We start from the raw sequence: 23,883 nt of genomic DNA on the forward strand, positions 1-23,883 counted from the left end.
CCGGCGAGGTCCCGGGCGACTCGCGTGCGCGGCTGACGCCGCGGTCCGGCCGGGTGGGCGGCCGTGCCCGCTCAGACCTTGCCGAACTGCAGGCGCAGGTACGCGTCGAAGGCGCGTCCGCCGAGCAGGCGACGTGTGTGCACCAGGGCCACGGCGGCCGGTGTCACGACATAACGGGTGCGGGGGCGCCTTGCCGTGACGGCCCGCTTCACGACGGTGGCCACGGCGTCCGGGCCGACGGCGAGGAGCCGCGACCGGTAGGAGTCCGCCATCCGGCGGCCGACCGCCTCGTTGAGCGCGGCGTACACGCTGTCGTCGCCTGCGGAGTCGGCGAGGGTGCCGGAGGCGGTGTCCTCGAAACCGGTGCGGATCAGCCCCGGTTCCACCAGGGACACCTTGACTCCGAAGGGAGCGGCCTCGAAGCGGAGGGCGTCGCTGAGGGCTTCCACGGCGTACTTGCTGGCGTGGTAGTAGCCGCCCACGGGGAAGACGAGACGTCCGCCCATGGAGCCGATGTTGACGATCCGTCCGCCGCCGGCCCTCCGCATGCCGGGCAGGACCAGTTGTGCGAGGCGCGCCGGCCCGAAGACGTTGGTCTCGAACTGGCGCCGCACGGCCTGCATGTCGGTCTCTTCGACGGTGCCGTACTGGCCGTACCCGGCGTTGTTGACGAGGGCGCCGACGGAGCCGTGGCGTTCCTCGATGTGCTTCACGGCGGCGCGCATCGACTCCTCGTCCGTCACGTCCAGCGCGAGCGGGTGGATGCCCGGTCCCGCCGGCTCGAGGGTCTCGGGGCGGCGGGCGGTGGCGTAGACCGTGAGGTCCTCGCGTCGCGCGAGGTGCCTGGCGGTGGCGCGGCCGATGCCGGAGGACGCGCCGGTGATCAGAACGGATGCGGTCATGAGAGTTCCTCCGGACGGCCGGACAGGCCGGCGATCATCAGCTCGACGCCCCGGCGGAGCAGGTCGAGGGGGGTGTCGGGGTCGGTGAGGTCCGCTTCGAGGCCGCGCGTGAGCGCCATCATGAGTTCTGCGACGCTCGCCGCCGGCGGTCCGTGTCCGGACCGCTGGAGGGCGTCCCGCAGCAGCGCCCGCATCGACTCGTCGTAGCGCGCGACGAGGTCGGCGGACACCCGGGCGTCGACCGCGAGCAGTTCCGCGGCGTGCGCCGGGCTGTCGCGCCAGACCCGCATGACCATCCCCAGCTTGGCGCGCAGCGCGCCGGTCAGCCGCGTGGCCAGGTCGCCGTCCTGCGCGAGTGCCTCGCGGGAGGCGTCGAGGGCGTCTTGGAGCATGCGCTCCACGAGCCGACGGAAGGCGTCCTCCTTGTTGCGTACGTGCTGGTAGACGGCAGGCCGGGACATGTCGGCGGCACGGGCGATGTCGTCCATCGTGGTGCGGCGGACGCCGTGCCGGGTGAAACAGGTGTAGGCGGCGTCGAGGATGAGGGCGACGCGTTCATCGGCGGACATGCTGACAATCTATGCATGAAATGTCAGAGCGTCAATGCCTCGGGTCGTCGATGTGGGCCGGCCGGTTCCCGCGCGCACCGGCGACCGGCCGGGACGTTCGTCGCGCGGGCCTGTCCGCCGCACCGTCCGCACCGCCCTGACCTGGGTACACGCCGGAGTCCGCGGCATCGAAGCGCGCCTCTGCGCAGATCGGCCGGTGAAGTAGGGTGACGGCGCGAAGGGAGCGTGAGCAGTGCAAGAGCGGGTCACCATGGCGGACGTCGCCCGAGCGGCCGGAGTCTCCTCCGCCACCGTCTCCTACGTCCTGTCCGGCAAACGCGCCGTGGCCCCGCAGACGCGGGCGGCCGTCGAGAGCGCCATCGCCGAGCTGGGCTTCACGGTGAACACGGCGGCGCGCAGCCTGCGTACGGGCCGCTCCAGCCTCGTGGCGCTGATCGTGCCCGACATCGCCAACCCCTTCTTCGCCCAGCTCGCGGCAACCCTCCAGGAGGAGCTGCGCGGCATGGGGATCCACGTGGTCGTCTGCAACACCCGTGCCCGCCGGGACGAGGAGCGCGCGCTGCTCGCCGAGGCCGTGCAGCAGCGCTTCACCGGTGTCGTGATCACGCCGTTCCGGCTGCTGCCCCGTGACATGGAGACGCTCACCGCCGCCGGCATCCCGGCGGTCGTCAGCGCGGACGTCCCCTTCGGCCCCGTGGATCTGGTCACCCCCGACGCCCGGACCGCGACCCGGCGTGCGCTGGAGCGGGTGACGGCGGCACAGCGGCGGCGGATCGCGATGATCGCGGGTCCGCGGGACGCGACGGGCGGTGACCCGCGCCTGGAACTGCTCCGGTCCCTGGCCGGGCAGTTCGGCACCGCCCTGCCGCGGGAGCTGGTGATCCGTGGTGAGCACACGCGTGAGGCGGGAGCCGCCGGATTCGCCCGGCTGATGGACCGGCGCTACCGGCCGGACGCCGTGTTCTGCGCCAACGACGTGATCGCGATCGGCGCCATGGACAAGGCCCGGGAGCTCGGTATCGACATTCCCGGTGAGGTGGCGCTGGTGGGCCACGACGACGCCGCCTTCGCCTCCCTGGTGCACCCGCAACTGACGACCATCCGCTATCCCGCGGACAGCGTCGGCCGGGCCGCCGCCCGGTTGCTGAGGGAAAGGCTGGACGGTCGGCCCGTGCATCGGACCGTCCACGTGGAGGCGGAGTTCGTCGCCCGGGATTCGGCCTGATCCACGCGTCGTCCCGGCCCGCCCGTCGGCGCTCGAGGCTGATCCCTGGCGGGAGCACCGCCGCCCCACCGCGTGCGGGGCGGCCGCGCCCCTGGTCAGCTGATGAGGCCGAGCCAGTGACGGTACGCCGAGGCGAAGGGCTCGGTGCCGTTGCCGCCGCGACGGCCCGCCTCCATCAACCACCCGCAGGTCTGCAGGGCCTTGCCGACGAGGCTGTCGGGATAGCCGTACGTCACCCGGTGTTCGGCGAACTCGTCCTCGTCCTTGATCCATGCTTCGCCGCCGGGAGAGCGCACGACATCCAGGTCGAGGTCGACCATGCGCAGGACGGTCCCGTCCGCGTTCCACTCGGGCACCGTGCACACGTCGCAGTACATCTCGGGACCCGGATCCGCGCAGAACGTGGCGGTCCACCACTCGTCCCGCGGCACCAGCACCACGTACGCGAACCGGGTCGTCCAGCCTCCCGCGGCCGAACGCACGGCGACCCCCCGCGCCGTGCCCAACCACACGCCGTGCTCGTCTTCGCCGAGCCGGTCGGCCGTCCACCGCGCGCTCAGGCGGCCGTCGTACTTCCGGATGTCGACCAGTACGGAGGTGCTCTCGGTGATCACCCCCCGACGTTAACGCGACAGCGCCGGCCGGGAGTCAGGATCGGAGCCCCAGCGGGAGCAACTGCCGTGCCCACAGCTCTCAAACCATAGCAATGTCACCCAATCCGGAACCACGCCATCCGGACAAGCACCGTAGCGTAATCGATTCCGTATGGCGAGACCCCAAGCGCGGATGGGCGGCATGTGAAAGCGAAATGCCAGGTCAGCGTGGAGATTTGGTAGCTGACGCCCGCCGGGTCGAGGGTCACGAAGTGACCTCGAAACCCAGGAATCCCGTCAACCCTGTTGACTTCTGTGGATTCCTGTTGTGAAGGTTGCGGCCACCGCTTCAACGGGGCGGGACCTCGGCGCAAGGAGCACCCTCATGGCGACGCGTGATCGCACTTCATCCCTGGCCAGACGCTGCGTGATCGGCGCGCTGGCCGTGGCTCTCACCGCGGCCACCGGCTGCGGCGGTGGCGGCACGGACGACGCCGGAGCGGACACGTCCTGCGAGAAGTCCTCGGGCAAGGTCACCCTGCAGTACTGGTCCTGGGTGCCGGGGATGCAGAAGGCGGTGGACGTCTGGAACAAGGAGAACCCCGACGTCCGGGTGAAGCTGAAGACGACCCCCGCGGGCAACGCGGGCACCTACCAGAACCTGTCCAACGCGTTGAAGGCCGGCAAGGCCCCCGACCTCGGCCAGATCGAGTACGACTCGCTGGCCAGCTTCCGTCTCAAGGACGGCCTGCGCGACATCTCCTCCTGCCCCGGAGTGGACGCTGCGGGCAGCAGCTTCGCCGACTGGACCTGGTCCCAGGTGGAGTTCGGCGCCGGCGGCGAGGACGGCGTGTGGGCCGTGCCCCAGGACACCGGGCCCATGGCGCTCTACTACCGCAAGGACATCTACGACAAGCTCGGCCTCGAGGCCCCCGGCACGTGGGACGAGTACGCGGACCAGGCCCGCGAGCTGAAGAAGGCGGGCAAGTACATCACCCACTTCTCCCAGACCGACCCCAACTGGTTCACCGGACTGCTGTGGCAGAACAAGGCCACCATGTTCGAGCGCGAGGGCGACGCCTGGAAGGTCACCGTCGACCGGCCCGAGAGCCGCCGAGTGGCCGACTACTGGCAGAAGATGATCGACGACAAGCTCGTCGCCACCGACCTGCAGGGCTTCTCACCGGCGCTCTACAAGGCGTGGAACTCGGGCGAGGTGGTCACCTGGATCAGCGCCGCCTGGGGCTACAGCACCATCCGCGACAACGCCAAGTCCACCGACGGCAAGTGGGCGGTGGCACCCATGCCGCAGTGGGAGAACGGCGGCAGGCAGGCCGGCAACTGGGGCGGGTCGACCACGGCGGTGCTCGGCGGGAGCAAGCACCCGGCGGAAGCGGCCGAGTTCGCCCTGTGGCTGAACACCGACCCCGAGGCGCTGGCCATCCTCAACCGCGAGGGCGGGCTCTACCCGGCGGCCAAGGCCGGACTCGACCTGCCCGCGCTCCAGCAGCCCGTCGGCTTCTACGGCAAGCAGAAGATCTTTGACGTCTTCGCCCGGGCCTCCGCGAACGTGGACACCGGCTTCACCTGGGGGCCGACCATGACCGACACCTACCGCTACCTCAGTGACGGCACCGCGAGCGTGATCGGCGGCAAGAACACCCTCGCCGACGTGCTGAAGCAGACCGACACCCAGAGCGCCGCATCCCTGCGCAAGCAGGCGCTCGACGTCAGCGACTGACCGGTCGTCCGCCCTGCCACTCCCCGCCGCCCGCGCGGCGGGGAACAGCACCCGCAAAGGCCTCCCGTGACCCCCATCACCGCCCCACCCGCGAAACGCCGGCGCCCGCGCCGCACCGTCGCGCCCTACGCGTTCCTCGCCCCCTTCCTCATCCCCTTCGTCCTGTTCACCCTCGTCCCGGTCGGCTACGCGTTCTGGCAGAGCCTGCACAAGACCGAACGCACGGGCGGCACCTTCGGCCGCACCCGGTCGGTGTTCGCCGGATTCGAGCAGTACGCCGACATCCTCGACGCGCCCTTCTTCACCCAGAGCGTGCTGCGCGTCGCCGGCTTCGCCCTCGTCCAGATCCCCGTCATGCTGCTGCTGGCACTGGTCCTCGCCCTGCTCCTGGACTCGGCCGTGGCCCGCGCCAAGCGCTTCTTCCGCCTGGTCTACTTCGTGCCGTACGGCATCCCCGGCGTGGTGGCGGCCCTCATGTGGGCCTTCCTGTACGACCCGCGGCTCTCCCCGGTCGTCGACCTCCTCGACTCCGCCGGCGCGCACGTCGACCTGCTGGGGCCCGGCGCGATCCTGTGGTCCATCGGCAACGTGGTGACCTGGACCTACACCGGCTACAACATGCTGATCCTGTACGCCGCCTTGCAGGCCGTCCCCTCCGACGTCGAAGAGGCCGCCCGGATGGACGGGGCGAGCGGCTGGACCATAGCCCTGCGCATCAAACTCCCGATGATCCGGCCCGCCCTCGTCCTGACCGGCGTGTTCTCCATCATCGGCTCCTTCCAGCTGTTCACCGAGCCGCAGGTCTTCCGCTCCATATCCACGAGCGTGACCAGCACCTACACCCCCAACCTCGCCGCCTACTCGCTCGCCTCCGGCGACGACTACAGCGGTGCGGCCGCCCTGTCGGTCCTGCTGGCCGTGGTGACGTTCCTGCTGTCCTTCCTGTTCCTCCGCTTCACCTCCAGGAGGCAGGCGTGAGCTTCCTCACCCGCACCGAAGGCGCCCACGCGGCCCCCGCCCCGGCCGGCCGCCGACGCCGTGTCAGCGCGTCGACCGTGGCCGCCGTGACCTTCATGACCGTCGTCGCCTGCTACATGCTGCTGCCGGTCTACTGGCTGCTCATCTCCTCCACCAAGAGCCAGAGCGACCTCGTCACCACGCAGGGCCTGCTGCCCGCCGAGTGGCACCTCGGCGACAACCTGGCCTCGCTCTTCTCCCAGCAGGACGGTGTCTTCGCCCGCTGGCTGCTCAACAGCCTCCTGTACGCGGGTGCCGGCGCGGGCGTCGCCACGGTGCTGGCCGCCGCGGCCGGTTACGCCCTCGCCAAGTACACCTTCCGCGGGCGCGAGACCGTCTTCTCCGTCGTCCTCGGCGGTGTCCTCGTACCGGCGACCGCCCTCGCCCTGCCGCTGTTCCTGCTGTTCGCGCAGGCCGACGCCACCAACACGTTCTGGTCGGTGTTCCTGCCCAGCATCGTCAGCCCCTTCGGCGTCTACCTCTCCCGCATCTTCGCCGCCGCGTCCGTGCCGGACGAGGTGATGGAAGCCGCCCGCATGGACGGGGCCGGGGAGCTCCGCATCTTCCGCACCATCGCGCTGCGCCTCATGGCACCCGCCCTGGTGACCGTCTTCCTGTTCCAGTTCGTCGTCATCTGGAACAACTTCCTGCTGCCCCTGGTGATGCTGCAGGACGACCGCCTCTACCCCGTCACCCTCGGCCTGTTCACCTGGCAGTCGCAGACCAGCCGCCTGCCCGAACTGCAGACCCTCACCATCGTGGGAGCGCTGATCTCCGTCGTACCCATCGTGCTCACCTTCCTCCTCCTGCAGCGCCACTGGCGCGCCGGACTCGCCGCCGGAGCCGTGAAGTCGTGACCCACCCCCTCACCGCACTCAACCGACGGCTCGGCGGCATCGCCTACGGCGGCGACTACAACCCCGAGCAGTGGCCGCGCGAGGTGTGGCACGAGGACGTACGCCTGATGCGCGAGGCAGGCGTCAACCTCGTCACCGTCGGCGTGTTCTCCTGGTCCCGCCTCCAGCCCCGCCCCGGCACCTACGACTGGAGCCTCCTCGACGAGGTCCTCGACCTGCTGCACGAACACGGCATCGCCGTCGACCTCGCCACCTCCACCGCGGCCCCACCGCCGTGGTTCACCCGGCAGCACCCCGACGCCCGCCCGGTCACCCGCGCCGGCAACCGCCTGGCCCACGGCAGCCGACAGGTCTTCTGCCCCAGCCACCCCGCCTACGCCGAAGCGGCCGACGCCCTCGTCACCCGGCTCGCCGCACGCTACGGGCGCCACCCCGCCCTCGCCCTGTGGCACGTCCACAACGAATGGGGCAACCACAACGCCCTGTGCTACTGCGACACCAGCGCGGCGGCCTTCCGGACGTGGCTGGAGGAGCGGTACACGACGCTCGACGCCCTCAACGAGGCATGGGGAACGGACTTCTGGGGCCAGCGCTACGGCGACTGGGAGGAAATCGACGCGCCCCGCGACACCACGGCGTTCCGCAACCCCGGACAGGACCTGGACTACCGCCGCTTCTCCTCCGACGCCCTGCTGGCCCGCCACCGCGCCGAGGCGGACCTGCTGCGCCGCCACGCACCCGGCGTCCCCCTGACCACCAACCACCTGGGAACACTGGAGAAGAAGACCGACGCCCACGCCCTCGCCGCCGAGTGCGACATCGTCTCCCTGGACCACTACCTGCCCGCCGCAGACCCGGACGGCCACATCGACCTGGCACTCAACGCGGACCTCACCCGGGGCATGGCCGACGGCCGCCCCTGGCTGCTCATGGAGCACTCCACCTCCGCCGTCAACTGGCAGCCCGTCAACGTCGCCAAACGCCCCGGCGAGATGCGGCGCAACAGCCTCACACACCTGGCCCGCGGCGCGGACGGCATCATGTTCTTCCAGTGGCGCCAGTCCCGCGCCGGCGCCGAGAAGTGGCACTCCGCCATGCTTCCGCACGGCGGCACCGGCACCCGCATCTGGCGCGAGGTACGCACGCTGGGCGCCGACCTGGCGCAGCTCGCCGACGTGGCGGGCACACGGGTCCGGGCGGACGTCGCGATGCTCTTCGACTGGCACAACTGGTGGGCGCTCGAACTGGAGGCCCGCCCCTCCGGCCTGATGCGCTACCTCGACATGGTGCGCGAATGGTACGAGGCACTGTGGACGTCGAACATCACCTGCGACCTCGTCGCGCCCGGCACCGACCTGACCCCGTACAAGGCGGTCGTCGCGCCCAACCTGTACCTCCTCACCGACCGGCACGCCGACCGGCTCACCCGGTACGTCCGCGAGGGCGGACACCTGGCGGTCGGCTGCTTCAGCGGCGTGGTGGACACCCATGACCGGGTGCACGCGGGCGCCCACCCGGGCCCGCTGCGCGACGTACTCGGACTCCGGGTCGACGAGTACCTTCCGCTCCGGCCGGACGACACCGTCCGCCTCAGCGACGGGGCGCCGGCCGGGCTGTGGGCCGAACGGGTCGAACCGGAGGGCTGCATCCCGCTCCTCCACTTCGCGAACACCCCGCAGGGCGGCCCCGCCCGCGGCGGGCCGGCCCTCACCCGCCACAACTACGGCGGCGGAACCGCCTGGTACCTGGCCACCCGCCCCTCGTCCGGCACCCTGCGCGAACTGCTCCGCCGGGTCACCGAGAAGGCCGGCGTCACGCCCGTCGCCGACACCCCCGACGGCGTCGAGGCGGTGCGCCGCACCGGCCCCGGCGGCTCCTTCCTGTTCCTCATCAACCACACCGACAACGACGTCACGGTGACGGTCGGCGCCACCGGACAGCCGGGCACCGAGGAAGACGGCCCCGGCACGGACATCCCCGCCGGGGGCGTGACCGTCCTGCGCGAAACCACGCCCCCGCCCCCGAGCCGTCCCTAACCACCCGCCGCCGCCCCACCCCTGCGCGGCGTCCCCCGCCCAGTGAGGAGCGCCCGCATGTCCGCCCCGCAGACTCCACCACCCCGGTACGAGACGGTGGAGATCGACCATCCCAGCGGCACCGTGCTGCTGCGCACCGCCGCCTCCTGCTACGTCCTGCGCCTGGACACCGCGGCGGGCACCGTGCGCCACATCCACTGGGGGGCGCCCCTTCCGCTGGCCGACGCCGCGAGACTGCCGGACTGGGCCGACCACGACAACAGCTTCGCCGGACGTCTCGACGGGGTGGAGGAGTACCCGGTGGAGGGCGGCGCCCGGTTCGGCACCCCGGCGCTCGAAGTCCGCTTCGCCGACGGCAGCAGCCCGGTGGAACCGCAGGTCGAGGGCGTGAGAATCGTGGACGAGGGACACCTCGCCGTCTCGCTGCGGGACCGCGCACGGCCACTGGCCTGGGAACTGCACTACCGCGTGCCGCCCGGCGCCGACGTGATCGAACGCTGGACGGAACTCACCCACACGGCCGGGCCGGACGCGCCGGCGCTGCTGGTCCTGCGATGCGCCTCCGCGCACTGGCCGATGCCGCCGCGCCACGCATGGCGGCTGTCGTCCGTGCACGGCGGCTGGTCCTCGGAGAGCCGTCTGGAGCGGAGCGTCCCGGCCGTCGGCGAGACCACGCTCACCAGCAGACGCGGCCACACCGGTCACCACGCCAACCCGTGGGTCATGCTCGACCCCGGTCACACCGGCGAGGAGTACGGGGAGGTCTGGGCGACGGCCCTCGCCACCAGCGGCAGCTGGCGGCTCACGATCCAGCGCACCGCCGCAGGACGCGTCGGCGTCGTGGCCTCGCGAGGACACGAGGGCGTCGGCGTCTCTCTGGAACCCGGGCAGCGGCACCGCACCCCCGTGAGCGTGGCGGCGTACGCCACGGGTGGTTTCGGCGGTGCGAGCCGCGCCTTCCACACCTACGTACGCCGGCACGTGCTGCCCCACCCGCATGAGACGCGCCCCGTGCTGTACAACTCCTGGGAGGCCACGTCCTTCGAGGTGAGCGAAGAGAACCAGCGGGCCCTCGCCCGGCGGGCGGCGGCCCTCGGCGCGGAGCTGTTCGTCGTCGACGACGGCTGGTTCGCCGGACGCGACGACGACCGGTCGGGCCTGGGCGACTGGACACCGCACCGCCGCCGCTTCCCACGAGGACTGCGCCCCCTCGCCGACGAAGTGCACGGGCTGGGCATGGCGTTCGGACTGTGGGTGGAGCCGGAGATGGTCAACGCCGACAGCGACCTGTACCGCCGGCATCCCGACTGGGTACTGCACCTGCCCGACCGCTCGCCCACGGAGCTGCGGCACCAGCTCGTCCTGGACTTCTCCCGGCAGGACGTGACCGACTGGGCCTACGGACGGCTCCGCGAACTCGTCGACGCCAACGACGTGGACTTCCTCAAGTGGGACTTCAACCGCTCCTTCACGGAAGCGGGCGTCCACGCGGGCGGCCGCGACGCGCGAAGGGTGTACGTCGAGCACGCCGAGGGCCTGAACCGTCTGCTCGACCGGCTGCGCGCCGACGTCCCGCACCTGCGCGTGGAATCCTGCGCGGGAGGCGGCGGCAGGATCGACCTGAGCATCCTCCGGCGCACCGACCAGGTGTGGACGTCGGACAACACCGACGCGGTGGACCGGCTCACCATCCACCACGGCTTCAGCCAGGTCTATCCCGCCGCGGTGATGTCGGCCTGGGTGACCGACAGCCCCAACCCCCTGACCGGACGGAAGGTCCCGCTGCGCTTCCGCTTCCACTGCGCCATGGCGGGCGTCCTGGGCATCGGAGGCGACCTGACCCGCTGGACTCCCGAAGAGACGCACGAGGCGGAGCGACTGGTCACCCTCTACAAGGACATCCGGGACCTCGTGCAGCACGGCCACCAGTACCGCCTGCTCGCGCCGGGGGACGGGCCGCTCACAGCCGTCCAGTACGCGGACGCCGAGGCCGAGCGCGTCGTGGTGTTCCTCTGGCGGCCGACCACCTCCTTCACCTCCGCCCACCCCCCGCTCCGGCTGCGCGGGCTCGACGCGACGGCCGGATACCGGGACGAGGACACCGGCGCGCAGTGGTCCGGAGCGACACTCACCGGCTTCGGACTGCCGCTGCCCGACATGCCGCCCGGTGACTGCTCGAGTGCGGTGGTACGGCTCAGGCGGCACGACTGAGGCGCGGATCCGCCCGACCGCACGCGGGAGCCCGTCCCGGTCGCCGGCCCGCCCCACACGCGCGGGCCGGGGAGGCGGCGGCGTCATCCTCGATCCGGCGCGGACGACGTCCAGGTGCCGACCGACCCTCCCGCCCGCCTGTCGTGAGCCTCACCGGGCTGCCCGGGCCGGGAGAGCCGGCGCGGAACACACGGAGAGGGAACCACTCGGCCGGTTTCTGCGTGATGACCTGACGTGCTGTCAGCAGGCGGCGGGTGACCGAAGGGGGAGCGGGTGCGCATGCGGGTGCGGGTGATGGTGAGCCTGGCGGTAGTGGCCTCTGTGGCGCTGGTGGCGTGCGATCCGGAGGAGCCGAAGGAGTACACGGGCGCGGAGTCGGCGGGCGCGTCCTCGGCCGCCGCCGCGCAGTTCGCGCCGTTGGTGCGGCTCCACGAGAAGGAGTCGCTGATGCCGATGGACGCGGAGCGGTTCGCCGGGCGGTCCGTGCTGCGCTTCGACCACGACGGCCTGTGCCGCGCGGAGGGGCCGGTGGCCGATCCGGTCGACCCGCGCAGACTGGGCCTGCGTGCCTCCCCCTACACCCACCGCTCCGTCGACCCGCGCAGCCCGTCGTCGACGCCGGTGACCTGCCCCGGGCACACCGGAGAAGAGCACGCCACGACCAAGGTCGGCGGCGGGTTCTACCTCGACCCGCCCAAGGAGGTCCGCACGGGCGAAGGCACCGGTGCGCCCGTCTACTGGGAGTACCACAAGCACAAGAGCGACCCGGGGCGCACGGCGTACGTGTACTGGTTCTTCTACGCCTACAACAAGCTGACCGCGGGCAACAGGCACGAGGGCGACTGGGAGCGCGTCGCCGTCCAGTTGCGCGACGGGAAGCCGGAGGCGGTGACGTTCGCCAGGCACGGCGGCAGCCCGTGCAGTGTGAAGTGGCCGGACCTGAAACTGGACGGCGGGCATCCGACGGTGTACTCGGCGCTCGGGTCGCACGGTTCCTACCCGACCGACGGATACCACCGGGTGGCTGTCACGGTCGACCGGACCTCGGACGGCGGCGCCGAATGGCGCACCTGGGACCACGCCCGCCCCGTCGACCGGGAGTCCTGGTGGGGGTACGCCGGGTGGTGGGGTGCGCAGGAGCACGTGGACGGGTTCAACGGGCCGATCGGCCCCTACCCGCATCGGCAACTGGCGGGCATCTTCACCGAAAAGCCCTGCGGGGGCGCCCACAAGCCGCCGGCGGAGCCGTCCGGGCCGCAGCCCGCGCCCAAGACGAAGGAAGGCGCGATCGAGCGGTACGAGGAGTACCTCCACGCCTTGGGCCGTGAGGACATCGACACGGTGTGCGAGGTGGCCGGGCCCGCGGCGAAGCAGGCCGAGGACCAGGGATTCGGTCCGTGCAGGCTGACGTTCGCCGTCGTGTTCCACATGATCTCGCCGACGCAGAAGAAGGCCCTGCAGACCGCGACCGTCGACCCGCAGCGCGTCGTGGTGCAGTCACCCGACAAGATCGAGATGCCGGTCGAATCGGTCAGGGCCTCCGTCACCTTCTCCGAGAATGAACTCGGCGACTCCACCCTGGAATACCTCAAGGGCGAGTGGTACATCACCGACTGAAGTCCCGCGCGACGGGTGCGGTGCGATGTCGGCGCATCGGCCGGGCCCCGGCACGGCTCCCTTCCGCTGCTCCGCTCTCGCCCCTGCCCGGGGCCGCCCGGCGGCGGGGCCCGTCCCCGGACGGGAGCGCGGCACGGCATCGAGTGGTGAAGGTGTGGGCCGTCGACGCAGCGTCCTCGCCGGGGCCGGGCCGCGTGGCCGGCCCGCTACGGCGGGGGCGCGGGTCGTTCCTTCCGGTCCTGGGCCGGACCGGCCGGACCGTGGGAGACGGCCGGCGGGTCACCCGTTTGGGCGCCGGTGCGCACGGCGAGGACGGCGACGTCGTCGTCATTGGCCGTGGGACGGGCGCGTGCGAGAAGCTGGTCGGTGAACGTCTCCAGGGGGCGGTGCGCGAGAGCGGCGGCATGGCGGCTCAGCCGGTCCAGTCCGTCGTCGAGTGACACGCCGGGCTCCTCGATGAGGCCGTCGGTGTACAACAGCAGGGTCGCACCGGGCGGCACGAACGCCGTCGCGTCCGAACGCCCCTCCAGGGTGCCGGTGCCGAGGAGAACGCCGTGCCCCGCGGTGAGGTACTCGGTCACTCCCTCCTCGGTGATGAGCAGGGGTGGCGGGTGGCCCGCGTTGGTCCAGGTCAGTTCCCAGCCCACGGCTCCGAGATCGGTGAGCCGCGCGAGGACGAGGGTGGCCATGTCGGTACCGGACAACTGCAGCGCCGCCCGGTCCATCCATTCGACGATCTTGCTGGGGGGTTTCTGCTCGGAGAACGCGTAGGCCCGCAGCATGCTCCGCAGCTGGGCCATACCGGCCGCGGCGTCCAGGTCGTGTCCGACGACGTCCCCGATGACGAGCGAGGTCGCCCCGTCCGGCAGGGCGAACGCGTCGTACCAGTCACCGCCGACCTGCGAGGCGTCCGGAGCCGACACGTAGCGGACCGTCATCTCCAGGCGCGGCACCCGCGGCAGCTGCGGCAGCAGATGCTGCTGCATCGTCTCCGCCACCTTCCGCTGCCGCTGGTAGAGACGGGCGTTGTCCAGCGCCACCCCGGCCCGCCGCGTGATCTCCTCCAGAAGGGGAAGGTCGGCCGACGTGAAAGGGGCCGGGCACACGGAGCGGCCCAGGGTCAGGGCCCCCAGTACGTCCCGCAGGCCGCGGATGGGGCCGATGACCGCGGAGCGGATCCCGGTGGTGGTGAAGAGCCGCTGCTGTTCGACGGCGACGTCCGAGTCCGGCTCCCGCGCGTAGGTCTCGGGACCCGCCAGCGTCGACGCCGCGCCCCGCAGCGCTCGGGACAGCGGGAGCTGAGACTTCTGCGGCACCGCCGGCATGAGCCCGACGAGTTCCTCCTTGTGCGTCAGAGCGCCGTTCTCGAAGTGGACGACGGCCCGGCGCCACACCTGACCGGACTCGTTGATCAGGTCGATGACCGCCCAGTCCGCCAGCCGCGGCACCACCAGCCGCACGAGCCGCCGCAGCGCCTCCTCGACGTCCATGGTCGAGGTCAGCTGAGTGGTCAGCTCCGCGAGCAGTGTCAGGCGCTGCAGCTCGGAGAGGGTCTGCTGGGGCGGACCCGGTTCCTCGCTGTCGACCAGGTGGAAGAGCACCAGCATGTCCTGCCGGTCGCCGTTCGCGCAGGAGGTGACCAGCCAGGCCACGGGCGCCACGGAGCCGTCACCCCGCTCGAACCAGAATTCCGCGCCCTGTGCGGTGTGGCCCGCCAGAGCGGCCTGCCGGATCGGGCACTCGGTCCTCGCCACGGGCTGGCCCGCGGCGTTGCGGTGCAGCAGCTCGTGCGAGTCACGGCCGAGGAGTTCGGCGGCGGGCCGGCCGATCAGCCGCTCGGCTGCCTCATTGACGGCCGTGATGACGCCGTGCTCGTCCGCCAGGTAGGCACCGGCCGCGAGCGCGTTCAGTCCGACGGCCGGCGGTCCCGCGCCCTCCGCGGCAGCGTGTCCCTCCGGTGCTGCATCGTCTCGGCCCTGCATGGTTTCGTCCTCGTCCTGGCCGGTCGTGATGGGCGACTCCCCGCGTTCCCAGCCGGCGCATCCGTGGAAACACCGAGGGATACGCGTCGCTCGTTCCATACCAGCACACAGACGCGCGTACCGATCGACGGGGCCTCGGCTCCACCGCAGAGGTCCACCCGATCGCCGACAGCCGCCGGCCCGTGCCGACGCTCGCCCGCCGGCGGCCTCAGCCGCGTTCGCGGGCCTCGCGGAAACGGGCCAGACCGTCCGCCAGATCGACGATCGGATCGGGGTAGTCGGCCGCGACGCGGTCCAGACCCACCAGTTTCCACGGCTCGTGCACCGCGGGGCCCACCACATCGGCGAGTTCGGGCACCCAGCGCCGGACGTAGCCGCCGTCGGGGTCGTACCGCTTGGCCTGGAGAACCGGGTTGAGGACCCGGTTGGGCCGGCTGTCGGTGCCGGTCCCCGCCACCCACTGCCAGTTGAGCTGGTTGTTGGCGAGATCGCCGTCGACCAGCAGATCGAGGAAGTACCGGGCACCGACACGCCAGTCGACGTACAGGGTCTTGGTCAGGAAGCTCGCGGTGAGCAGACGGGCACGGTTGTGCATCCAGCCCTCGTGGCGCATCTGGCGCATCGCCGCGTCGATCACCGGGTATCCGGTGCGCCCCTCCCGCCAGGCGGCCACGTCCGCCTCGGACTCCCGCGGGGAGCGCCAGTGGTCGTGCCGGGTGCGGTAGTCGGCGCGGGCCGCGTCGGGCCGCGCCGCGAGGACCTGCCGGTGGAAGTCCCGCCAGGCCAGCTGACGCTCGAAGGCCGCGGCGCCGGGCCCTCCGGCCCGCCGTGCCCGCTGGACGACCTCGACGGGGGAGAGGGTGCCGAAGTGCAGGTGGGGCGAGAGGCGCGAGGTGGCGTCACCGGCCAGGTCGTCGTGACGTTCCTCGTAGGAGGCGATGCCGGTGCGCAGCCACGCCGTGAGCCGTTTGCGGCCCGCCGTCTCACCGCCCGGGGCCAGTCCTTCCGACAGGCCGGACAGGTCTTCGCGCGAAGGCAGCGGCTCGGACGCCACACCGTCCGGGACCCGTACCGCGCGCGGGGCGTCGAGGACACCGCGCAGGGGCTGCCCCGACCACGTCCGGAAGTACGGCGTGAACACGGCGAAGTGGTCGGACGCGGACGGTGTCACCCCACCCGGGGCCACCACGGTGGTCACCCTGTCGTGGACGTGGAAGCGGCACCCCAGCGCTCCCAGGGCCCTCCTCAGCCGCTGTTCGCGGTGGTGGGCGTAGCCACCGGCGTCGGACGCCATGTGCACCTCGCCGGCGTCCGCCTCGGCCACCACCCGGCACACCTGCTCGACGACATCCCCGGAACGGACGACGAGCCGCCCCCCGCGCTCGCGCAGGCCCGTGTCCAGGTCCCGCAGGCAGTCGGCGAGGAACGCCAGCCGGTTGGGGACGGCGAAGCCCACCGCGTCCACGACCCGGTCCCGCACGAACAGGGGCACGACCTGCCCGCCGTGGTTGTCGCAGGCGGCACGCAGCGGCGGATGGTCGTGCAGCCGGAGATCGGAGGTGAACAGAACGACCGAGACGTTCATGGTGCGCACTCCAGGAGGTGACATCGTGACCGGGCGAGGGTGACTTCGGGCCGGGCCGGCGGGGCCCGGTGGACGCGACGGCCGACGGCCCGGCGAGCCCGGCGCCCCGCGTGCGTCCCCGTGGCGGCGGCCGGTGTGACGGTGCGGGCCGGGCCGCCGCACACCACGGCGTGACACGGGTGAGCCGGGTTGCGGGACGCACACGGGGCTCCGGGGCGTGACCTCGGGGGCCCGCGCCACACCGTGGGCACGGCCCGGCGGACATCGGCGGAGACACGGCCCGCCCCCGGTGACGGGTATGGCCGGCTCCGTCCGTCTCGGCGTACGACTCCGGCCGGGCCCAGCCCGGTGGGCGCGCTTCCGGTGGTCACGGAGTTCCGCGGGCGAGCGGGCCGGGCAACGCACCCGTCGGCCCCGACGAGCGGTTCCGCGGTCGGCGGCCCGCTGACGCGGCGCATGGAGCCGGTCGGCGCACGGCGCGGCCCCGGCCCGGTCTCCTTGCCGTGCATGCGTCGCCCCTCAGTCCTTCCGCGGGTGTGGCTGCGCGTCGCCCGCCGGATGTGTGCGTGTCTGCCCCGATCATCACGCGCTCCGGCCGGGCCGTACCGGAGGCGGGGGCCTCCGTAGGCCGTTCGCGTGGCAGGAACCACAGCGGGAACCTCGACCGGGAGCGGGGCCGGACGGAAGGGGGGCGGAGCGGGCCCTCCGTGACGGCGATCCGGGCAGCGTCCTCCGGGCCGTCGCCGTGCGGCTGGGGCGCACGAACGGCGTGATCAGCCGCCTCGCGCACGGCCTCGCCGGCGACACGGCCCGCGCGCGGGCGGTCCGGCGCCCGGAACTTCCCGGTGCCGGGAGGCGTTGTCGGGGAGACGTGCGGGACGTGCGTGCAGGGCAAGGACACGGGCTGAAGCCGAGGTGGCGCGGGTGGCTATGTGGGATCGGATCAAGGACCAGGCCAAGGGTCTGCAGCAGCAGGCACAGGGCGCGCGGGGTGCCGGCGGACACGGACGGCCGGGAGCAGGGACCTCGGGAGCGGGCAGGGCCCAGATGGTGAGCGCCCTGAAGTCGCAGCTCACCTCCTTCAAGACGGAGCTGAAGAGCGGCGCCTACCGTGACGCGAGCATGGCCATGTGCGCCCTGGTCGCCGCCGCCGACGGGCAGGTCGACGCGGCTGAGCGACAGCACGTGGAGTCGTTGCTCCTGAACAACGACGTCCTGCAGAACTTCCCGCCGGACCAGCTGCGGCAGCGCTTCAACAAGCACGTCGACCAGCTGGCGCTCAACTTCCCGCAGGGGAAGGCCGAGGCGCTGCAGGAGATCGCGAAGGCCGCGAAGAAGCCCACGGAGGCCAGGGCGGTCGTACAGACGGGCTTCGTCGTCGCTGGCGCGGACGGGTTCATCGCGCCCGCCGAGGAGCAGGTCCTGCGCGAGGCGTGCTCGACACTGGGCCTGTCCGCCCAGGAGTTCGGCCTCTGACCCGGGAGCCGCTGCGCCCCGGTGCGTACGGCCGCTCGTCAGCGCCGGCACCTGCCGGGTGCCGCCGGCCGCCGGCACGGTCGCCCGGCCCGCCCGGTCACCGCGCGGGCGGCCACCGGACACCATCCCGGAAGCGACCGGCGTGGTCCCGTCCCCGGACGTTCCGGAACCGCCGTCACGGCGTGTGACCCCGACGGGGGCCGGTGGTGCCGGGACCACCCGCCCCGGCCGGCCCGTCGAGACTTCGGGACAGGCGGAGCCGGGCACCACCCGCCCGCGGAGAACGCGGGCGGGTGGTGCCCGGTCACGACCCCGGGCGGGGCGGGTCGGGCAGGTCCAGCTCGGCCCAGACGAGCTTGCCGGTCTCCGTGCGACAGGACCCCCACCGGCGGCAGAGCATGTTGATGAGTTGCAGGCCGCGCCCGCCCTCGTCGCTGGGGGTGGTGTGCTGGATCTGCGGCAGGTCGGGTCCCTTGTCCGACACCTCCACCACGAGCCGCTCGTGCCGGAGCAGCCGCAGGTGGCCGGGCCCGCCGCCGTACCGCAGGGCGTTGCCCACCAGTTCGCTGACGACCAGTTCGGTCACTTCGGCCAGTTCCGTGAGCCTCCAGCGCTCCAGCCGTTCCCGCACCAGCCGACGCGCCGTCCCGGCCGCCGCCCCGCCTTCCGGCAGCGGCCACTCCTTCACGTCGAGGCCCGCCTCCGGCGATCTGCTTCTCGCCACCACCATGACCGCCTCGTCGAAGCGGGGCTCATCGAGCGGGCACTTGCCGATCAGGGTGGTCGCGTCCAGCCCTCCGGGGCGCGGGCGGGCGGCTGCCTCGAGCAGTCGCCGGAGCTGGGTGTCGATGTCGTCGGCCCGCGTCTTGACGACCCCGTCGGTGAACAGCACCAGGCTGCTGCCCGGCTCCACCGGGACGGCCACCGGGTCGTACGGGATCACGCCGGCGCCGAGCGGCGCACCGGCCGGTACGTCGAGGTAGCGGGCCGAACCGTCCGCGGTGACCAGCAGTGGCGGCGGATGACCCGCCCGGACCACGGTGTAGCTGCTGTCGAGCGGGTCGTGCACCGCGCACAGACATGTCGCGATCTGGTCCTCCTCCAGGTCGCGCGCGGCGAGGTCCAGCCGTGCCAGGACTCGCTCCGGGGCCATGTCCAGCGCCATGAGCGTGCGCGCCACCGTCCGCAGCTGCCCCATCGTCGCGGCGGCCGGCAGACCGTGCGACATGACGTCGCCGACGACGAGGGCGGTACGCCCTCCGGGCAGTGCCACCACGTCGAACCAGTCGCCGCCCACGCCGCTCGGATCGGAGCTCGGCTCGTAGCGGGTGGAGACGTCCAGCCCCGGCGTGGGCGGGGTGCTCCGCGGGAGCAGGCTGCGCTGCAGGTTGACGACGTGGTCCCGCTCACGCCCGTACAGCCGTGCGTTGTCGACGAAGACGGCCGCCTTGGAGGCCAGTTGTACCGCCAGGGCCAGGTCGGTGCGCGTGAACGGCGGGTGGCCGGCGGAGCGGACGAAGTCCGCGAGGCCCAGCAGCACCCCCCGGGCGATCAGCGGGATGACCATGTAGCTGTGCACCCCGGCCTTGCGCATCTCGGCGGCCGCGCTCCGGGTGACGGCGATCCGCTCGTATTCGTCCGGACCGATGCGGCTGATCAGGATGGGTTCGCGGGCCATGAGGCACTGCATGCCGACGAGTGTGGGGTCGCTGGTGGCGATCTCTCCGACAACATCGGGTTCCAGATCGCCGAGCTGCTCGATCTGGGTCACGGCCATCGCCCGCAGGACGGGGGGCCGCGAGGCGGACCAGCGGGTGCCCTCCTCGCCGCGCAGCACCGATTCCAGCAGGTCGACGGCGCATCCGTCGGCGAGCCGCGGGACGGTGAAGTCGGCGAACTCCTTGGCCGTCCGCTGGAGGTCGAGGGTGGTTCCGACCTTGGCGCTCGCCTCGTTCAGCCAGACCAGGTGACGCAGGGCCTCGGGCTGCGCGGCGGACAGTCCGTCGATCTCGACGCCGCCCCGCCCGCCGGCGGGAGCGGGCATGGAGGAGGACGTCGGCCCACGCTGTCCCGCGCGACCGATGTCGTTCACAAGTACGGCTGCCTTCCGCTGGTGGAAACCGGCGTCACCATTGTCCCCCGCCGGTCGGGCACTGCGACCGGAACGGCCGCGCGTGGCCGACCGGATCACGGCGCCTGGCCGGATCACGCCGCTGGGCGGATGACGGCGTCGAGCCGGACCGTGTTGGCGTGCCGGACCACGTCGCGACATCCGCCCCGCCCACGAAAGCGACTCCGTCTGTGACGACGGCCCGGTCTGCTGACGGGGGCGCGGAGGAGGCGTACGTCTCTTCCCCGAGTGGCGGGTGCGGGTGGGGGAGCGGAATGCCGTGGCGGGGACGGCGCGGGACGGCGTCGGCCCCGCCGGTACGGGATCTTCCGGCGGGGTCCTGTTCGCGCTGCGGTCGCCGGCCGCGGTCCGGGGTCCGGTGTCCGGCGGCAGGGGGGCGCGGGGTGCCTCGTGTCCGGCTGGGGCACGGCACAGGGCCGGTGTGCGGTCCGCCGGGTGGACGGGCGTCGTAGACCTCCGGCGACGTGTCCGCGTCCGGGGTCCTGCCCGCTGCCGACGGTGTCGTGGGTTCGCGGAGCGCATGGGAGCCGGCGAGTGCGGGGTGCCCGGGGCCGGCCGGGGGCGTGGGCGGCCCTCGGCCGGTCCTCAGCCTGCCTTCTGCTCGCGCAGCTCGTGGACGGTGGCGGTGAGGGTGCCGTCGTGCTGTTCGTAGTGGGACAGGGCGACGCCGAGGCCGAAGAAGGTGGGTGCCCACTCGCCGACGAAGATTCCCCACCTGTCGGCACGGGCGAGACCGCCCACGGGCTCGGCTTTCAGGCTGGCCACCCAGGTGGCGACCGAGAGTCCGATGGAGGCCAGAGCTGCCATGTAGGCGTGTTCGCTGCGGATGCCCATCTCGTGCATCTTCTTGATGATCATTGCGGCTCCGTTGCAGGCAGGGTGAATGGAATGGTGGCCGTGTTCCTCAATGCCACTGTGCCCAATCATCCCATTTCGCACATTTTGACGGATGTGTGGTGTACGCCAAACCGGTGACGCCCGGCCCGGCCGGCCAGACGGGGACGGCCGACCTGCCCCGGGGCCCGTGAAGCGGCGTCATCCCCCTCGGCCGGTCGGTGCGCGGACGACGAGCCGGACATCCGCGCACCGGCGGCACCCCCACCGCGTCCGGCGGCAGTCCGCCGGAACGCGGCCCGGCGAGACCGGGACACTACGGGCGCGGGGCGCGCGGCGCGCGCCGGACGCCGCGCACCGGGCCCGGGGTCCGGGGTCCGGGGTCCGGGGCCCATGGTGCCGGGCGAGGGTGCGGAGCACCTCTCCGCGTACACGGGTCTGCCCCCTCGGCGCGGCTAACGACCGATCGGCGCCGACACGGTCAACTGGCGGCGGCGTCACGGCATTTCAGGTCATCACGGGTCCATCCTGCCGTCCCCGGGCCGGGTTGACGCAGCCGCGGGTACGAGGAGCTCGCCGGACCCTCGAATGCTGATCCGCGTCATGCGATGCTGCGCGAGCCCCCACATACCGAGGAGCTGAGAATGCCCGACCGTAGACGCGGCTTCGCCCGCTGCGCCGTCACCGTCCTGACCGCCGGCCTGACGACCCTGGCGCTCGGGAGCGCCCATGTCGCCCAGGCCGATGTGAACACCTCGGCGAGCACCCTCGTCGTCTATGACAACAACATCGAGAACATGGTGCCCCCGTCCTGTTACGGCGACGATTACGACCTGATGATCGACTACCTCAAGGCCCGGCCCAAGAGCCCCGACGTCTTCACGGTGCAGCAGATCTCCAACTCCACGCAGCTGGCGGCGCTGACCAAACGGCTGTCCGACGAACTGCCCGGTACGTACGCGGGCAGGATCGCGATCGCCAGCCCCGGCTCCATGGGGTACACGAGCACCTGCGGCAAGCTGAAGAACCAGCAGACCAACGCGGTCGTCTACCGGTCCGACCGGCTGACCTTCGAGGACTCCACCACCTGGCGGTCCGACGCCCCCGCCGACCCCGAGGCGGGCACCGGTGGCTGCCAGAACCTGGAGCCCACCAAGACCAGCCAGGACCGGGTGCACAACATCGCCGTACGTCTCCACGACACCATCGCCAACAAGGACGTCACCGTCGCGTCGATCCACTGGCCGACCGACACCTGGCACGGTCCCGAGTGCGCGGCCGAGAACATCAACGAGGCCAACCTGGCGGTCGACCGCCTCGGAGGCTCCCTCAAGATCGTCGCCGGCGACACCAATGCCACCACCGGGGCCGCGGACTGGTGGGCCACGTCCCAGGGCTACGGATTCCGCGACCCGATCTCCGAGAAGTGCGGCGCCCGGATCTGCTCGTCCGCCTACAACACCACCACCAACCACCGGATCGACTTCCTGCTGGCCAAGAGCGGCAGCGGTTTCAGCAACGTCGCGACCGTCACCGAGGCGATGGTCGGCGGCGAGTACTCCGGCCATCGGGCGGTCACCGCGTACGTCAACTACTGACCCCGCGTCCTACGACGAGGGGCGCCGCCGACCACGAGGTGATCAGCGGCGCCCCGCCCGACGACCGCCCAGCCCGACTGTCGTGCACATCCGCACCGCAGACACCGGTGACGTGCCCGGTGCGCACGGGCCCCCGCCGGACGCCCCGGAAGCGCCGCTGGGCTCCGGACCGCGGTCGCCCGGCGGGTGGGTCGCGGAGCGGCGCACCGGGAACGGTGATCAGGGCTTCGTCACGTACGTCCGCCGGGAAGCCGGTTCAGCACGTCCCGTTGACCGGCCCGTCGACCCCGGTCCATACGAAGGCGTCGCTGACCCAGGTGCCGTCGCTCAGACGGTGCCACCACGCGCTGGTGCCCCAGCGGCCGGTGTGACTGGTGCCGGTGCGGGAGCAGGAGATGGTCACCGTTTCCCCGTCCGCGACGCTGCCGGCCACCGCGTAGCCGGTTCCGGGGCCGGTCCGGCGGGTGAGGGTGGTCCCGCCGTCGGTGTCGACGACGCCCTGGGTGAAGCCGAGGACGCCGTAGTTGTACAGGGCGCCTCCGGCGGCTACCTGCCGGCTGCCGTGCAGAGCGGACCCCTGGTACGCGCTGCCGCCGCTCTGCAGTACCCACTTGCTGAGGTTGTGTCCGGCGATGCCGATGTACGCGCCGTCGTGGCGGAGCGCGAGGTGGACGTGGCGACCGAGTGCCGATCCGCCGCAGGTGACGTCGGTGCCGGTGTTGCCGAGGAACGCGCCGGCCTGCACGGTGGCGCCGTCGACGCCGATGTTGTTCCACAGGTGGTAGTAGTCGGTGGCGTAGCCCCGGTCGTGCAGCACACGGATCCAGCCCTGGCACATGGTGTACGCGGTGCCGGCGCGTACGGCTCGCACGACCTGGTCGCCGCCGGCGAGGTCCACCGAACTCCACGGAGCGGCCTCACCGGACCAGCCGTGCGGGCCACCGGCCATGGTCCAGCTCTGGCCGGTCGAGTACGGCAGGGTCATGCCGGTACGGAAGTCTCCGGCCACCGCTGCCTGCGGGCCGTCCGTGCCGGCGGAGAGCAGGCGCTGCTCCGGCGCCTTCATGACGGGGCTGGTGCGGGCGAGGCGGCTGAAGGAGGACTCGCCGTCGAAGCTGACCTTCCAGCCGGTGGCGTCGCGGTGGGCGAGGAAGAGGCGTCCCTCGGGGAGGTGTTCGGAGCCTGCCGGCGTGGCCAGTACCGCGGTGCCGAAGGCCCAACCGCCCTGTTTGCGGGTGACGTCGATCCGGGTGTCGGAGCCGAGGACGGTGGCTGTCCCGGGGGCGGCGGTGTGCAGGCGTGTGGAGACGGCCTCGGTCAGGGTGGGCTGCTCGTCGGCGGCCGGGGGAGAGGCCTGGGCAGGGGTGGCGAGGGCGAGAGCTGCGAACAGGGCCGCGGCGCCGACGGCCAGACGGCCGCCGGGCCGTCGACGTCTGGTGACGGGAAGAAACATGTGATCGTCCTTTCGGGCGGAGGGCGCGGAAGGTGCGGTGGCCGGTAGGAGGGCTG

Annotated in this window: 17 protein-coding genes; 9 read left to right on the forward strand and 8 right to left on the reverse strand. The window is 72.3% G+C overall.

The features are described 5' to 3' along the window. Positions 1–71 precede the first annotated feature (71 nt). Together ABZ354_RS10680 and ABZ354_RS10685 are read right to left on the reverse strand one after the other, a co-directional pair. On the reverse strand, positions 72–902 hold the full coding sequence (locus ABZ354_RS10680; protein ID WP_358655137.1) for an SDR family NAD(P)-dependent oxidoreductase: 831 nt from the start codon (positions 900–902) through the stop codon (positions 72–74). After that, the gene (locus ABZ354_RS10685; RefSeq protein ID WP_358655139.1) at positions 899–1,471 is read right to left on the reverse strand and encodes a helix-turn-helix domain-containing protein; all 573 of its coding nucleotides are present in this window, start codon (positions 1,469–1,471) and stop codon (positions 899–901) included. The genes ABZ354_RS10680 and ABZ354_RS10685 overlap by 4 nt, the downstream gene beginning before the upstream one ends. Before the next feature lie 232 nt (positions 1,472–1,703). Here ABZ354_RS10685 and ABZ354_RS10690 point away from each other — a divergent pair, with 232 nt between their 5' ends. Continuing rightward, the gene (locus tag ABZ354_RS10690; RefSeq protein WP_358655141.1) at positions 1,704–2,696 is read left to right on the forward strand and encodes a LacI family DNA-binding transcriptional regulator; all 993 of its coding nucleotides are present in this window, start codon (positions 1,704–1,706) and stop codon (positions 2,694–2,696) included. Positions 2,697–2,791: 95 nt separating this feature from the next. Here the strand turns inward: ABZ354_RS10690 and ABZ354_RS10695 are convergent, their stop codons facing one another. Further along, complete coding sequence (locus tag ABZ354_RS10695; RefSeq protein WP_358655143.1) at positions 2,792–3,310, reverse strand: DUF402 domain-containing protein; 519 nt, start codon at positions 3,308–3,310, stop codon at positions 2,792–2,794. A 364-nt stretch (positions 3,311–3,674) separates the two neighbouring features. Between ABZ354_RS10695 and ABZ354_RS10700 the strand changes: the two genes are divergently transcribed. The 6 genes from ABZ354_RS10700 to ABZ354_RS10725 all read left to right on the forward strand — a co-directional run bounded on the left by ABZ354_RS10700 (position 3,675) and on the right by ABZ354_RS10725 (position 12,768). Then, the gene (locus ABZ354_RS10700; protein WP_358655145.1) at positions 3,675–5,030 is read left to right on the forward strand and encodes a sugar ABC transporter substrate-binding protein; all 1,356 of its coding nucleotides are present in this window, start codon (positions 3,675–3,677) and stop codon (positions 5,028–5,030) included. Between the two features lie 66 nt (positions 5,031–5,096). Further along, positions 5,097–6,008 (forward strand): sugar ABC transporter permease, encoded by a 912-nt coding sequence (locus ABZ354_RS10705; RefSeq protein ID WP_358655147.1) that lies wholly within the window; start codon positions 5,097–5,099, stop codon positions 6,006–6,008. After that, entirely contained in the window at positions 6,005–6,904 is a 900-nt protein-coding gene (locus ABZ354_RS10710; protein WP_358655149.1) for a carbohydrate ABC transporter permease, read from the forward strand. Before ABZ354_RS10705 ends, ABZ354_RS10710 begins: the two co-directional genes overlap by 4 nt. Continuing rightward, complete coding sequence (locus ABZ354_RS10715) at positions 6,901–8,940, forward strand: beta-galactosidase (RefSeq protein WP_358655151.1); 2,040 nt, start codon at positions 6,901–6,903, stop codon at positions 8,938–8,940. The genes ABZ354_RS10710 and ABZ354_RS10715 overlap by 4 nt, the downstream gene beginning before the upstream one ends. Before the next feature lie 57 nt (positions 8,941–8,997). Continuing rightward, a complete protein-coding gene (locus tag ABZ354_RS10720; RefSeq protein WP_358655152.1) occupies positions 8,998–11,151 on the forward strand; it encodes an alpha-galactosidase in 2,154 nt (717 codons plus the stop codon). Between the two features lie 279 nt (positions 11,152–11,430). Further along, a complete protein-coding gene (locus tag ABZ354_RS10725; RefSeq protein ID WP_358655153.1) occupies positions 11,431–12,768 on the forward strand; it encodes a hypothetical protein in 1,338 nt (445 codons plus the stop codon). Between the two features lie 206 nt (positions 12,769–12,974). On the opposite strand, the gene ABZ354_RS10730 is transcribed toward ABZ354_RS10725, so the two are convergent. Beyond that, on the reverse strand, positions 12,975–14,750 hold the full coding sequence (locus ABZ354_RS10730; RefSeq protein ID WP_358655155.1) for a SpoIIE family protein phosphatase: 1,776 nt from the start codon (positions 14,748–14,750) through the stop codon (positions 12,975–12,977). A 208-nt stretch (positions 14,751–14,958) separates the two neighbouring features. Beyond that, positions 14,959–16,335 (reverse strand): deoxyribodipyrimidine photo-lyase, encoded by a 1,377-nt coding sequence (locus ABZ354_RS10735; RefSeq protein WP_358655157.1) that lies wholly within the window; start codon positions 16,333–16,335, stop codon positions 14,959–14,961. 924 nt (positions 16,336–17,259) lie between these two features. Here ABZ354_RS10735 and ABZ354_RS10740 point away from each other — a divergent pair. Continuing rightward, a complete protein-coding gene (locus tag ABZ354_RS10740; protein ID WP_358655159.1) occupies positions 17,260–17,811 on the forward strand; it encodes a TerB family tellurite resistance protein in 552 nt (183 codons plus the stop codon). A 304-nt stretch (positions 17,812–18,115) separates the two neighbouring features. Here ABZ354_RS10740 and ABZ354_RS10745 read toward each other — a convergent pair whose 3' ends face one another. Continuing rightward, on the reverse strand, positions 18,116–19,855 hold the full coding sequence (locus ABZ354_RS10745) for a SpoIIE family protein phosphatase (protein WP_358655161.1): 1,740 nt from the start codon (positions 19,853–19,855) through the stop codon (positions 18,116–18,118). A gap of 672 nt (positions 19,856–20,527) precedes the next feature. Further along, entirely contained in the window at positions 20,528–20,800 is a 273-nt protein-coding gene (locus ABZ354_RS10750; protein ID WP_358655162.1) for a hypothetical protein, read from the reverse strand. Between the two features lie 620 nt (positions 20,801–21,420). Between ABZ354_RS10750 and ABZ354_RS10755 the strand changes: the two genes are divergently transcribed. Then, the gene (locus ABZ354_RS10755; RefSeq protein ID WP_358655164.1) at positions 21,421–22,374 is read left to right on the forward strand and encodes a hypothetical protein; all 954 of its coding nucleotides are present in this window, start codon (positions 21,421–21,423) and stop codon (positions 22,372–22,374) included. A gap of 256 nt (positions 22,375–22,630) precedes the next feature. On the opposite strand, the gene ABZ354_RS10760 is transcribed toward ABZ354_RS10755, so the two are convergent. Further along, on the reverse strand, positions 22,631–23,827 hold the full coding sequence (locus tag ABZ354_RS10760; RefSeq protein WP_358655166.1) for a hypothetical protein: 1,197 nt from the start codon (positions 23,825–23,827) through the stop codon (positions 22,631–22,633). Positions 23,828–23,883 lie beyond the last annotated feature (56 nt).

It is taken from the genome of Streptomyces sp. NPDC005925, assembly GCF_040638805.1.
Taxonomy (GTDB): domain Bacteria; phylum Actinomycetota; class Actinomycetes; order Streptomycetales; family Streptomycetaceae; genus Streptomyces.

Bases quoted from the DNA above. Each gene is read 5' to 3' on its own strand.
- ABZ354_RS10680 (WP_358655137.1), bottom strand. From the start codon at position 902: ATGACCGCATCCGTTCTGATCACCGGCGCGTCCTCCGGCATCGGCCGC.
- ABZ354_RS10685 (WP_358655139.1), bottom strand. From the start codon at position 1,471: ATGTCCGCCGATGAACGCGTCGCCCTCATCCTCGACGCCGCCTACACC.
- ABZ354_RS10700 (WP_358655145.1), top strand. From the start codon at position 3,675: ATGGCGACGCGTGATCGCACTTCATCCCTGGCCAGACGCTGCGTGATC.
- ABZ354_RS10720 (WP_358655152.1), top strand. From the start codon at position 8,998: ATGTCCGCCCCGCAGACTCCACCACCCCGGTACGAGACGGTGGAGATC.
- ABZ354_RS10725 (WP_358655153.1), top strand. From the start codon at position 11,431: ATGCGGGTGCGGGTGATGGTGAGCCTGGCGGTAGTGGCCTCTGTGGCG.
- ABZ354_RS10730 (WP_358655155.1), bottom strand. From the start codon at position 14,750: ATGCAGGGCCGAGACGATGCAGCACCGGAGGGACACGCTGCCGCGGAG.
- ABZ354_RS10735 (WP_358655157.1), bottom strand. From the start codon at position 16,335: ATGAACGTCTCGGTCGTTCTGTTCACCTCCGATCTCCGGCTGCACGAC.
- ABZ354_RS10745 (WP_358655161.1), bottom strand. From the start codon at position 19,855: ATGCCCGCTCCCGCCGGCGGGCGGGGCGGCGTCGAGATCGACGGACTG.
- ABZ354_RS10750 (WP_358655162.1), bottom strand. From the start codon at position 20,800: ATGATCATCAAGAAGATGCACGAGATGGGCATCCGCAGCGAACACGCC.
- ABZ354_RS10755 (WP_358655164.1), top strand. From the start codon at position 21,421: ATGCCCGACCGTAGACGCGGCTTCGCCCGCTGCGCCGTCACCGTCCTG.
- ABZ354_RS10760 (WP_358655166.1), bottom strand. From the start codon at position 23,827: ATGTTTCTTCCCGTCACCAGACGTCGACGGCCCGGCGGCCGTCTGGCC.